This is a genomic window from Sphingopyxis sp. (assembly GCF_965279755.1).
Taxonomy (GTDB): Bacteria; Pseudomonadota; Alphaproteobacteria; order Sphingomonadales; family Sphingomonadaceae; genus Sphingopyxis.
The window spans coordinates 137,856-148,542 of sequence record NZ_OZ257261.1 but is presented as its reverse complement, the minus strand read 5'-3'; the positions used below and the strand labels follow the sequence as shown (position 1 = coordinate 148,542).

Annotated in this window: 11 protein-coding genes and 1 tRNA gene; 6 read left to right on the top strand and 6 right to left on the bottom strand. The window is 65.7% G+C overall.

Features of this window, described 5'->3' with window-relative positions; translation table 11 throughout:
* Positions 1-43: 43 nt before the first annotated feature.
* Positions 44-613, bottom strand: coding sequence for a glycoside hydrolase family 108 protein (locus tag ACQY80_RS00775; protein ID WP_428682667.1), 570 nt, complete (start codon positions 611-613; stop codon positions 44-46).
* Between the two features lie 73 nt (positions 614-686).
* Here ACQY80_RS00775 and ACQY80_RS00770 point away from each other — a divergent pair, with 73 nt between their 5' ends.
* Both ACQY80_RS00770 and ACQY80_RS00765 read left to right on the top strand, forming a co-directional pair.
* The gene (locus ACQY80_RS00770) at positions 687-1,664 is read left to right on the top strand and encodes an NADPH:quinone oxidoreductase family protein (RefSeq protein ID WP_428682665.1); all 978 of its coding nucleotides are present in this window, start codon (positions 687-689) and stop codon (positions 1,662-1,664) included.
* 100 nt (positions 1,665-1,764) lie between these two features.
* Positions 1,765-2,106, top strand: coding sequence for an EF-hand domain-containing protein (locus tag ACQY80_RS00765; RefSeq protein ID WP_428682663.1), 342 nt, complete (start codon positions 1,765-1,767; stop codon positions 2,104-2,106).
* A gap of 38 nt (positions 2,107-2,144) precedes the next feature.
* Here the strand turns inward: ACQY80_RS00765 and ACQY80_RS00760 are convergent, their stop codons facing one another.
* Both ACQY80_RS00760 and ACQY80_RS00755 read right to left on the bottom strand, forming a co-directional pair.
* A complete protein-coding gene (locus tag ACQY80_RS00760) occupies positions 2,145-2,888 on the bottom strand; it encodes a TSUP family transporter (RefSeq protein ID WP_428682661.1) in 744 nt (247 codons plus the stop codon).
* Between the two features lie 44 nt (positions 2,889-2,932).
* Positions 2,933-3,009 (bottom strand) — tRNA-Pro (locus ACQY80_RS00755).
* Positions 3,010-3,263: 254 nt separating this feature from the next.
* Here ACQY80_RS00755 and yajC point away from each other — a divergent pair.
* The 3 genes from yajC to secF are packed head-to-tail and all read left to right on the top strand — an operon-like array spanning position 3,264 to position 6,255.
* Positions 3,264-3,593, top strand: coding sequence for a preprotein translocase subunit YajC (gene yajC / locus ACQY80_RS00750; RefSeq protein WP_428682659.1), 330 nt, complete (start codon positions 3,264-3,266; stop codon positions 3,591-3,593).
* 52 nt (positions 3,594-3,645) lie between these two features.
* Positions 3,646-5,259: a protein translocase subunit SecD gene (gene secD / locus ACQY80_RS00745; RefSeq protein WP_428682657.1), complete on the top strand. Its 1,614-nt coding sequence runs from the start codon at positions 3,646-3,648 to the stop codon at positions 5,257-5,259.
* 15 nt (positions 5,260-5,274) lie between these two features.
* Positions 5,275-6,255: a protein translocase subunit SecF gene (secF, locus tag ACQY80_RS00740; protein WP_428682655.1), complete on the top strand. Its 981-nt coding sequence runs from the start codon at positions 5,275-5,277 to the stop codon at positions 6,253-6,255.
* Positions 6,256-6,319: 64 nt separating this feature from the next.
* Here the strand turns inward: secF and ACQY80_RS00735 are convergent, their stop codons facing one another.
* Positions 6,320-7,498, bottom strand: coding sequence for a glycosyltransferase (locus ACQY80_RS00735; protein WP_428682651.1), 1,179 nt, complete (start codon positions 7,496-7,498; stop codon positions 6,320-6,322).
* A gap of 18 nt (positions 7,499-7,516) precedes the next feature.
* Positions 7,517-8,077 carry a helix-turn-helix domain-containing protein gene (locus ACQY80_RS00730; RefSeq protein ID WP_428682649.1) on the bottom strand — a complete coding sequence of 187 codons (561 nt, stop codon included), beginning with the start codon at positions 8,075-8,077 and terminating at the stop codon, positions 7,517-7,519.
* A gap of 88 nt (positions 8,078-8,165) precedes the next feature.
* On the opposite strand from ACQY80_RS00730, the gene ACQY80_RS00725 reads away from it, so the two are divergent.
* Positions 8,166-8,648 (top strand): DUF6456 domain-containing protein, encoded by a 483-nt coding sequence (locus ACQY80_RS00725; protein ID WP_428682647.1) that lies wholly within the window; start codon positions 8,166-8,168, stop codon positions 8,646-8,648.
* Between the two features lie 162 nt (positions 8,649-8,810).
* Here ACQY80_RS00725 and ACQY80_RS00720 read toward each other — a convergent pair whose 3' ends face one another.
* Entirely contained in the window at positions 8,811-10,592 is a 1,782-nt protein-coding gene (locus tag ACQY80_RS00720) for an ABC-F family ATP-binding cassette domain-containing protein (RefSeq protein WP_428682645.1), read from the bottom strand.
* Positions 10,593-10,687 lie beyond the last annotated feature (95 nt).

The following is a 10,687-nucleotide window of genomic DNA, read 5'->3' as shown; positions in this document are numbered from 1 at the left end:
GAAAACTGCGGAACTTTATTCGCGATTCACATCTTGGGCGGCATCAGTTCTGGTCGATGCGGTTGGCGAGCCAGCCGTAGAGAAAGGCCTCCTGGCTTGGGCGGCGTTCGGCGAGCGCGATGTAGCGTTCGCCCTGCAGTGCCTCCATTGCGCGCAGCAGGACGGTCTCGCCGCCCTTGCCACGTGCTTTCAGGAAACCGTCGAGCGCCGATAGCGTGCGCGGGCCGACCTCGCGGTCGACGGTGATGTCGGGATAGTCGCGCGCGGCGCGGTTCAGGGCGTTGAGCGCGCGCTGCAGGAAGCCGGCTGCGGTGCCGGTCCCCATGTTGACGCCGGTATCGAACAGTTCGGCGGCTATCCTTGGCGCACGGAGCGCGACCTTGTCGAAGCCGGGACGGAGCCAATAGAGACGGCGATAGATGGCTGCAGCATCGGCGCGCGGCAGGTCACGCATCGTGCCCTCATAGCCCTGCGCGCGGGCGACAGCCTCGGTAATACCCCAACAGGTCGGGCCGCCGCGGTCGGCGGGGTGGTTTACATATCGGCCTTCGCGGTCGATGACGGAATCGATCAACGCGTCGGCGTCGCTGATCGAGGGATCGGGTCGTGGCATGATTCACTCCTTCTGGTTGGCTGAGATCCAATAACGAACCATATAGGAATATTGTAGGAAAGGAATTTCGCCGATGCGGGCTCTTCAGGTGCGCGAACTGCTTCCCGATCACGCCGGAGCGGCGCTTGTCGACCTGCCGCTCCCCGAGCCGGGCGAAGGCGAGGCGCGCGTGCGCGTGCGCGCGGCGGCGGTGAATTTCCCCGACCTGTTGATGACGCGCGGCGGATATCAGCTGAAACCCGAACTGCCTTTCGTATCTGGGCTGGAATTTTCGGGCGAGGTCGATGCGGTCGGCGATGGCGTGGCGGGCTGGCAGCCGGGCGATGCGGTGGTTGGCGGCAACCGGTTCGGAGCGATGTCCGAATATGCGGTCGTTCCCGCTGCGGCGCTGCGCCCCAAGCCCGAGGCGCTGGGCTGGGACGAAGCCGCCGCCTATCCGGTCGCCTATCTCACCGCTTGGGTCGCACTCGTCCGCTGCGCGCGCGTGCAGCCGGGGGACTGGGTGCTCGTCCATGGCGCGGCGGGGGGCGTCGGTCTGGCGACCGTTGACCTTGCCAAGGCGCTGGGCGCGCGGGTGATCGCGGCGGCGAGCAGCGCGGAAAAGCGGGCGGCGATCACGCGGCTTTATGCACCCGACGCGGTGATCGCCGCCGAGCCCGGCTTTCGTGAAGAGGTAAAGGCGTTGACCGGCGGCAAGGGGGCCGACGTGATCTTCGATCCGGTCGGGGGCGACGTATTTGACGAATCAACGCGCTGCATCGCGTTCGACGGTCGGCTGCTGGTCATCGGTTTCGCGTCGGGGCGGATTCCCGAGGTGTCGGTCAACATGCCGCTGATCAAGGGATTCTCGGTCGTCGGGGTGCGCGCGGGCGAATATGGACGCCGGTTTCCCGATCGCGGGGTGGAGAATATCGCCGCGACCGACCGGTTGGCGGCGGAGGGCCGAATCCGGCCGCATGTCCATGCGTCGCTCGACCTTGCCGACTGGCGCGAGGGGTTCGCGATGCTGGAGCGGCGCGAGGCGGTGGGAAAAGTCGTGCTGCGTCCGTGACGAATCGAATGCCCGTGGCATAGTTTTGCGACATCCGCGGCCCCATCTTCGCGTCGGGGTGCCCGGCGGTTTCGCCGCCCATGACGAAAAAGGACAGATTATGAGGAAATTGACGATGATGGCCGCTGCCGTCGGCGTGGCGCTGCCCGGCATTGCCGCGGCGCAGCCGCCGCAGGATGGCGGCCGTATCTTCGCGATGATGGATGCCAATGGTGACGGCAAGCTCGACAAGGCCGAAGTGACGAAGATGGCCGAAATGCGCGCACAGCGTCAGGGCGACCCGTCGCTCGCCTCGCCCGAGAAGGTCGATACCTTCTTCAAGCATCTCGATGCCAATGGTGACGGCTTTATCGACAAGAACGAGCTCGAATCGATGCGCAAGGCCCGCGCGACGCCGCCGCCGGCGGAAGATCCGCAGGATGCACCGCAGGAAGCGAACTGAGGCAAAGCGCGGCGGCGTTCCCCGACGGGAATGCCGCCTCAGCCGATGGCGATCTGGATTGCCTGAAACAGGAAGGTCGCGCCGATCAACGTCACCAGCCAGCGGCGGGTTGCGCGGAAATGCGCGTCGCTGATCCGGTCGAGGATGACCCCGCCGACCATGATGCCAGCCATCGAGGCGACGATGGCGATCGCGGTGGCGGATAGCGGGATCGCCGCCTGCGCCGACGCGCTGAGCAGCACGCCGCCATAGACCAGAATCTTCGAGGCGTGGCCCATTGCCTGCATCACGGCCTTGGTCGCGACGATCTGATGCCGCCCCAGCCGCGTGTTGATGAAGAGCATGTCGGTCACCGGACCCGAGACGCCCGAGATCAGTGCGATTCCGGTCGAGACGAAGCCGCCGCCGAGCGCGTGCCAGCGGTTCGCGGCGTCGAGCGGCAGCCAGCGTTCGGGCAGCCAGACAAGGATCGGCATCAGCCCGAGGCCGAGGAAGACGTAGAATTTCGTGGGTGCGAACAGCACGAGCGAGAAAAAGCCGACCGCAGCGGCGGCGCCGGCGCCGAACCAGAGCAGCACCGGCCAGACGACATGCCGGCGGTGGAGGAGCGCGCGCCAGATATTCGAGGCGAACTGGATTGTGCCGTGAAGCGCGAGCGCGGTCGGGACGGGCAGCAGCCATGCGAGGAGGCCCATGAGGACGAGGCCGCCCGCCATGCCGAAAATGCCCGAAAGGATCGACGTCAGGAAAGCCGCGATCACGATCAGGATGCTGGCTTGCACCGGTCCGTCGCTTTCCGTGTAACCGCGTAGAGCGCGGTTTGAATTGGTCGGGACGAGAGGATTCGAACCTCCGACCCCCACACCCCCAGTGTGATGCGCTACCAGGCTGCGCTACGTCCCGACCGGCCCGATTGGGCAGGCGAGGCCCCTAGCGCGGGTTGGCAGGCGATGCAAGCGGTGATGGCCAGGTTGAGGCAATCGCCGTGCGCGCCTTGATCTGCACGCGCACGCCCCCATGTCTGGCGGGGCCAGCAAGGGGGGAGGGCACGCAGCGAGCGGTTGCGTCGAAATTCCCCGCGTGATAGGCGCCGCGCCATTATTTTGCGCGCCCGTTCTGGTGGACGGGTGGTGCTGCAAAGAGAAAGTCTTTCACTCATGTCGACCAATTTGCTTCTGACCCAGGCGGCTGGTTCCGGGGGCGGGGCCGCCGGCTTCATCATGCTGGTGCCCTATCTGCTGATCTTCGTCGTTTTCTGGTTCTTCCTGATCCGCCCGCAGCAGATGCGCGCCAAGGAGCATCGCTCCAAGATCGCGGCGGTGAAGCCGCGCGATCAGGTCGTGACCGGCGGCGGGATCGTCGGCAAGGTGACGCGCGTCGACGATGATTTCGCCGACGTCGAAATCGCGCAGGGCGTGAAGATCAAGGTCGTGAAGTCGACGATCGCCGACGTGCTCGCGCCGGGTGCAAAGCCCGCGAACGACTGATGCCTCCGGCGCCGCCGGTTATGGCGGCGCCCAGACCAACCGGAATTTCCCTATGCTCGATTTCCCGCGCTGGAAGACCATCGGCATCAGCATCATCCTGCTGTTCGGCATTGTCTTTGCCATTCCCAGTTTCCTGCCCGAAAAGACCTTCGATAAACTGCCGTCGATCGCGCAGATAAAGGTCAATCTGGGCCTCGATCTTGCCGGCGGCAGCCACCTGCTGCTCGAAGCCGACACCGCCGATCTGCAGAAGACGCAGCTCGCCAATATGGAAAAGACCGTGCGCGCCGCGATGCGCGGCGAACGCGGATCCGATGATGATATCGGGATCGGCGAACTGTCGACCGCGGGCGGCAAGATCAGCTTCCTCGTCCGCGATCAGGCGAAGCTCGACGAAGCGCGCGACCGGCTGTTCAAGGAAACGGGCGGTGCGGGCATGACCGGCCAGCGCGACTGGCGGATCGATATTGTCGATGTAACGCGGATCGTTATGACGCCGACTGCGGCGGGCCAGAAGCAGGCAATCGCCAATGCGATGGATACGGCGCGCGACATCATCGACAAGCGCGTCAACGCGCTCGGCACGCGCGAACCGACGATCATCCGTCAAGGCGACGACCGCGTCGTCGTGCAGGTGCCGGGCCTTCAGGATCCGCAGCAGCTGAAGGATCTGATCGGCAAAACCGCGCGGCTCGAATTCCGCATGGTCGACGCCAACGCCGATCCGGCCGAAGCCGCGGCGGGCCGCGTGCCGGTCGGCAGCGAAATCGTCCCCTATGCCGAGGGTGCCGGTGCCGGCGTACCGTTCGAGGTGCTGCGCCGTCAGGTGATGATCAGCGGCGAACAACTGCTCGATGCGAAGCAGGGCTATGATCAGCAGTCGGGCCAGCCGGTCGTCAACATCCGCTTCGATTCGGCGGGGTCGGCGACCTTCGCGAAGGTAACCGCGCAGAATGTCGGCAAGCGCTTCGCCATGGTCCTCGACGGCCGGGTGCTGTCGGCGCCCAATATCAACGAACCGATCCTGGGCGGCAGCGCTCAGATTTCGGGCAGCTTCACCGTCGCGACCGCGAACAACCTCGCGATCTCGCTGCGTTCGGGTGCGTTGCCGGTGAAAATGACGGTGGTCGAGGAGCGGACGGTGACGCCCGAACTCGGCGCCGATTCGATCCGCAAGGGTGTGATCGCGGGTATCATCGCCACCGTATCGGTGCTGACGCTGATGGTCCTCGTCTATGGCCGTTTCGGCGTTTATGCGAACGTCGCGCTGTTCTTCAACATCTTCCTGATCGTCGCGATCATGGCGTTCTTCAACGCGACGCTGACGCTGCCGGGTATCGCGGGCTTCGTGCTGACGATCGGCGCTGCGGTCGACGCGAACGTGCTGATCAACGAGCGCATACGCGAGGAATTGAAACGCGGCCGACGCGTCTTCCAGGCCGTCGAGCTGGGCTATAGCGAAGCCAGCCGCGCGATCTTCGACGCCAACGTCACCAACGTGATTGCCGCCTCGCTGATGTTCTGGTTCGGCTCGGGCCCGATCAAGGGCTTTGCGGTTGTGCTGACCATTGGCATCGTCACCAGCGTCTTCACCGCCGTTACCGTCACGCGCCTGTTCGCCGCACGCTGGCTGCACAAGACGCGCCCGGCGTCGATCAACATTTAAGGAAAGGGCGACATCATGCGTTTGCTGAAACTCGTCCCCGACGACACGAACATCGACTTTCTGAAGTGGCGCAAGCTTGCTTCGGCCATGAGCTTCATCCTTGTTGCGATCTCGCTGGCGCTCGTTGCCTACAAGGGGCTCAACCTTGGCGTCGACTTCGTCGGCGGCCAATCGGTCCGCGTCGAATTCCCCGGCGCAATGCCGCCGATTGATGATATCCGCGAAAAGGTCAGCCATATCGGCCTTGGCGATCCGACGATCCAGCAGTTCGGATCGGACAAGGCCGTCTCGATCCGCACCGCGTTGCCCGAAGGTGACAAGGCCGTTGCCGACCGTGCCGGAAAGCAGCTTGTCGACGGAATCAAGAAGGCCTTCCCGACTGCAAAGACGGGCGCGGTCGAAACGGTGTCGGGCAAGGTGTCCGGCGAGTTGATCCAGACCGGCGTGCTCAGCCTTGCGCTCGCGATGATCGGTATCTCGATCTACATCTGGATCCGCTTTGAATGGCAGTTCGGTGTTGGCGCGCTCGGCCGCCTGTTCCATGAGGTCGCGCTGACCTTTGGCTTCTTCGCGGTGACGCAGTTGCAGTTCGACCTGAACAGCATCGCGGCGCTGTTGACCATCGTCGGCTATTCGCTGAACGACACGATCGTCGTGTATGACCGCGTGCGCGAAAATCTGAAGAAATACCGCAAGATGGAGATCGTTCCGCTGCTGAACCTCAGCATCAACGAAACCCTCTCGCGCACTGTGATGACCAGCGTGTCGGTGCTGCTGGCGCTCGGCATGCTGCTGGTCTTCGGCCCCGACGTGATCTTCGGCTTTACCGCCGCGATGCTGTTCGGCGTGTTCGTCGGCACCTATTCGTCGATCCTGATGTCGACGCCGGTGCTGGTGTGGCTGAAGGTGGGTTCGCACAGCTTCGTTCCGCGCACCACTGCGGCGACCGAGGGTGCCGAGCGCGTCCAGCGCAAGGATGACGGCGCGGTCGTCTGATCGGCCGTTTTCGGCTATTCAAAGCCGTCCGCTCCAGCTCTGTAACGGGGCTGGAGCGGGCGGCTTATTTTTGCCCGCCCTGTCTTTGCCTATGGGCGCAGCGGCGAAGGTGCTCTGCCAGCTCGCGGCCGTTGCGATCCCAGTCGAAGCGGCCGGCAAGGCTCGCGGCAATATCCGCCGAGGGAGCCGGGTTCGCGAGTAGATCCCGCACAGCTCCGGCGATGGCATCGGGCGTGCGCGTGACGATGCGCCCGGCTGCGGATGAGGAGACAAGCTCGGCAGCGCCGCCGGCGTCGCTGATCACGATCGGGGTTCCGCAGGCGATCGCCTCGACCCACGCATTGGCGAGGCCCTCGCTGGCCGAGGGCATCACGACGACATCGACCGCGCGATAGAGCTGCGGCAGGTCGGCATTCGCGACCGGACCCATCAGATGGACACGATCGGCGACGCCGAGCCGGTCGGCGAGGGCGCGGTAGCGGTCCTTTTCTTCGCCCGCGCCGGCGAGCCAGTAATGGACGTCGGGCAACGCGGGGAGCGCCTCGATCACAAGCGCCTGTCCCTTGCGCGGGATCAGCGCGCCGACGGTTGCGATGGCTGGTCCGCTGCCCATATCGAGCGCGGCGCGTGCGGATGCCCGGTCGCCGGGGTGAAAGCGCCCGGCGTCGATGCCGGTGTAGTGGATGGTGACCTTCGCGGGATCGATCCCGATTGCGGCCATGTCGCGGCGCATCGATCCGGATACGGCGAGCAGGCCGACCGCGTTGCTCGCCGCCGCAAGTAGCTGCGGCGCGGTGGCCGGGTCATGGCCGAAATGGTTGATGTCGGCCCCGCGCGCCTTGATCGAGAAGGGCAGGCCAAGCGTCTTTGCGACACGCATCGCGGCGGGGCCGTCGGGGTAGAAGAACTGCGCATCGATGACGTCGAAGGACTGGCTGCGAACAGCGCCCGATACGGCCTTTGCGACCTGTGCCGGGTTGAAGCGCGCGCCGTAGCGCGGGATCAGCGTGAAGCGCGGGCGGAGGACGGTCAGGCCATTCCATTGCTCGCGCAAAGGCAAGGCCCGTAGCGCGCGGTAGCGCCGATGCAGCGAAAGCGGGAAGGGCGGCAGGCCAACCGGCGCGACGACGGTAAGGTCGATCCCCGGCTGCGCGGCGAGCGCGCGCAGGCTGCGCTCGACGAACAGTCCGAAATTCGGCCGCGCGGCGTCGGGGAAGAGCGTCGCGATCGACAGGACGCGCAAGGGAGTGTCGGACCCCACCTAGAGCGAGCGGATGAGCCGCACGGCAATCGCGGCCCAGGGCGGGTTGCTCACCACCTGTTGGCGCTGGCCGGTGCCGAGAGGAAGCAGGTGGAGCTTTTCGCCGTCGACGTTGAGGAGGCGTGCGAAGAAGAAGCGGCCGGCGGGACGGGGGACGAGCACATCGCGGTTGAGCGCGCTCGCCCAGTCACCCTCGATCCGGCGGCACCATATCTCGTCGCCGGCGCGATAATCGCCGATCGACGAGGTGACGCGTACCGCCGCCATGTCTTCGCCGGGACGCGCGGTCAGCGCCTGTTCGACACGCGTCGGGGCCTGTGCCCCGTCCGCGCCCAGCAAGGCGGTGATAGTGAGCTGCGTATCCTGCGGGAGCTGAACGAGCTCGGCCGCCTCGACCCCGAGCGCCTTGGCGATGCGGTTCATCCAGCCGAGCGAGAGCGTGCGCGTGCCAGTTTCGAGACGTCCGATCGTCTGCGCGGTCGTGGGCGGATCGCAGCGCTGGCCGACTTCTTCGAGCGTCAGGCCCTTGGCGCGGCGTACGGCCCGAATGCTGTTGATCAACGTGCTGCTCCCAAGATAACCAAATCGGTTTCTTCTTTCCTACAAAATAATCCAATGTCAAGCACGTCCTGCCAGACAGGAGAATCGCATGACTGCACGCCGTCTCGAAACACGCATCCACCCCGACGATCGCATCGATCCGGGCAAGGCCGGGCCGCAGGTGATGCGGCATGTGACGGTCAATGTCGCCGAGAGCCCCATCGCATGGCTGGCAGCGCGGGGGCTGCTGACGGGCGCGCAATTGCAGGCGGGCGAACGGCTGCGCGCCGATTATGAGCGGGCCGATCTGGCGGCGCGGGTGACGATGCGCTGGGATGCTGCGCCGCCCGCGAAGGGACGCGGCGGGGCGCGGGCGGCGGATGCCTCGCTGGCGCGGATCGACGCGCACCGGCGCTTTCATGCGGCGGTCGACCATGTCGGACCGGGGCTGGCCGACATCTGCTGGCGGGTGATCTGTGCAGGCGAGGGGATCGGCGGCGCGGAGAAGGCGCTAGGCTGGCCGGCGCGGTCGGGGAAGCTGGTGCTGGGGCTGGCGCTCGACCGGCTGGCGCGGTTTTATGGGACGGGGTGAGGGTATCGACGACCGCTAGCGACCGATTGCTGCTAATGTGATCCCCGGCGAAAGCCGGGGCCCAGAGCGGCACAACGCCAGCTTCGTGCCGGAATTTCCTGGGCCCCGGCTTTCGCCGGGGATCACAGAGGACGCGTCCGCTTCCCACCCCAAAAGTGGAGGCTACCCTAGCGCCTCGATCTCTTCCGCCAGCGCCAGCCAGCGATCCTCGGCGGTCGCCTTTTCGTCGCGCAGTTTGTCGAGCTTTGCGGTCAGCGCATTGAAACGCGCGTTGTCGCGGGTGAACAGGGCGCCGTCGGAGAGTTCGGTTTCGATCCCGGCCATTTCCGTCTCGATTTCCTCGATGCGGGCCGGGAGGAGGTCGTAGTCGCGCTGATCCTTGTAGCTGAGTTTCTTGCGGGCCTGTGGCGGCGGAGGGGGAGCGGCTTCGGACGGCGCACTCTTTGCCTTGGCAGCGACAGGCTTGCTCCGCTTGGCTTCCCAGTCGGCATAGCCGCCCGCGACGATGTCGACCTTGCCCGATCCATCGAGGCCGAGCGTCACGGTTACCGTGCGGTCGAGGAAGTCACGGTCGTGGCTGACAAGGAGGACGGTGCCCTCGTAATCGGCGATGACTTCCTGAAGCAAGTCGAGCGTTTCGAGGTCGAGGTCGTTGGTGGGTTCGTCGAGGACGAGCAGGTTCGATTCGCGAGCGAACTCGCGTGCGAGGAGCAACCGCGAACGTTCGCCGCCGGAGAGGGCGCCGACGCTGGCTTCGGTGATGCCCGGGTCGAACAGGAAGTCTTTCAGATAGCCCTGGATATGCTTTTTGACGCCACGCACCTCGACCCAGTCACCGCCGTCGGCGAGGATGTCGCGGACGCGCTTTTCGGGCGAGAGCAAACTGCGCTGCTGGTCGATGACGATGCCGTCGAGCGTCGGGGCCAGCGTGATCTTGCCCTCGTCGGGCTGGATTTCGCCGGTGAGTAGTTTGAGCAGGGTCGATTTGCCTGCGCCGTTGGCGCCGACGATGCCGATGCGGTCGCCGCGCTGGACGCGGAAATCGAAATCCTTGATGATCGTGCGGTCGCCGAAGCGCTTGCTGATATGATCGGCGACGATCACCGATTTCGAACGCACATCGTCGTTGGCGAGCCCGAGCTTGGCGACCCCGGGGCCACCGATCATAGCGGCGCGCGTGGCACGCATTTCCTTCAGCTTTTCGAGCCGGCCCTGATTGCGCTTGCGACGCGCGGTGACGCCGCGTTCGAGCCAGTGCGCCTCGAGCCGCAGCTTCGAGTCCAGCTTCTGCGCGGCGCGGGCTTCCTCGGCGGCGACGGCGTCGCTCCATTCCTCGAAGCCGCCGAAGCCGATTTCCTTGCGGCGGATGCTGCCGCGGTCCAGCCACAAGGTCTGGCGCGTCAGGCGGGTCAGGAAGGTGCGGTCGTGGCTGATCGCGACGAATGCGCCGGTAAAGCGCGACAACCAGCTTTCGAGCCAGTCGATCGCCGCGAGGTCGAGATGGTTGGTCGGCTCGTCGAGGAGCAGCACGTCCGGGTTCTGCGCGAGCGCACGGGCGATTGCGGCGCGGCGGCGCTCGCCGCCCGAGGCGCTGGCGGCCTCGCGCGTCATGTCGATGCCGAGCTGGTCGGCGATCGCGGCGACCTCATGCTCGGGCGGGCCGTCGTTGCCAGCGAGGGCATAATCCATAAGGGTGGCGAAGCCGCGGAAGTCGGGCTCCTGTTCGAGCAGCACCACATGGGTGCCGGGCACGATCGTCCGCTTGCCCTTGTCGGCGTCGATGCTGCCCGCGAGCAGTTTCAGCAGCGTGGTCTTGCCCGCACCGTTGCGGCCGATGAGCGCGAGGCGGTCGCGCTGGCCGACATAAATGTCGAGATCCTGGAACAGCCAGCCGCTGCCCTGAACCAGGCCGAGGCCTTCATAAGAAAGAATGGGAGCTGCCATGATGAACGGCGCGCTACCGATACGTTCAGCATCATGCAAGCGCCGTAAGGGCAAAGGCCGGAACGGGTTCGCTCCGTCAGCGTTACGGAGTGGCC

What these genes read in the sequence shown, in the direction of transcription:
- ACQY80_RS00770 (WP_428682665.1), top strand. Translation starts at nt 687, where the DNA reads ATGCGGGCTCTTCAGGTGCGCGAACTGCTTCCCGATCACGCCGGAGCG.
- yajC (WP_428682659.1), top strand. Translation starts at nt 3,264, where the DNA reads ATGTCGACCAATTTGCTTCTGACCCAGGCGGCTGGTTCCGGGGGCGGG.
- ACQY80_RS00765 (WP_428682663.1), top strand. Translation starts at nt 1,765, where the DNA reads ATGAGGAAATTGACGATGATGGCCGCTGCCGTCGGCGTGGCGCTGCCC.
- secD (WP_428682657.1), top strand. Translation starts at nt 3,646, where the DNA reads ATGCTCGATTTCCCGCGCTGGAAGACCATCGGCATCAGCATCATCCTG.
- ACQY80_RS00725 (WP_428682647.1), top strand. Translation starts at nt 8,166, where the DNA reads ATGACTGCACGCCGTCTCGAAACACGCATCCACCCCGACGATCGCATC.
- ACQY80_RS00775 (WP_428682667.1), bottom strand. Translation starts at nt 613, where the DNA reads ATGCCACGACCCGATCCCTCGATCAGCGACGCCGACGCGTTGATCGAT.
- ACQY80_RS00720 (WP_428682645.1), bottom strand. Translation starts at nt 10,592, where the DNA reads ATGGCAGCTCCCATTCTTTCTTATGAAGGCCTCGGCCTGGTTCAGGGC.
- secF (WP_428682655.1), top strand. Translation starts at nt 5,275, where the DNA reads ATGCGTTTGCTGAAACTCGTCCCCGACGACACGAACATCGACTTTCTG.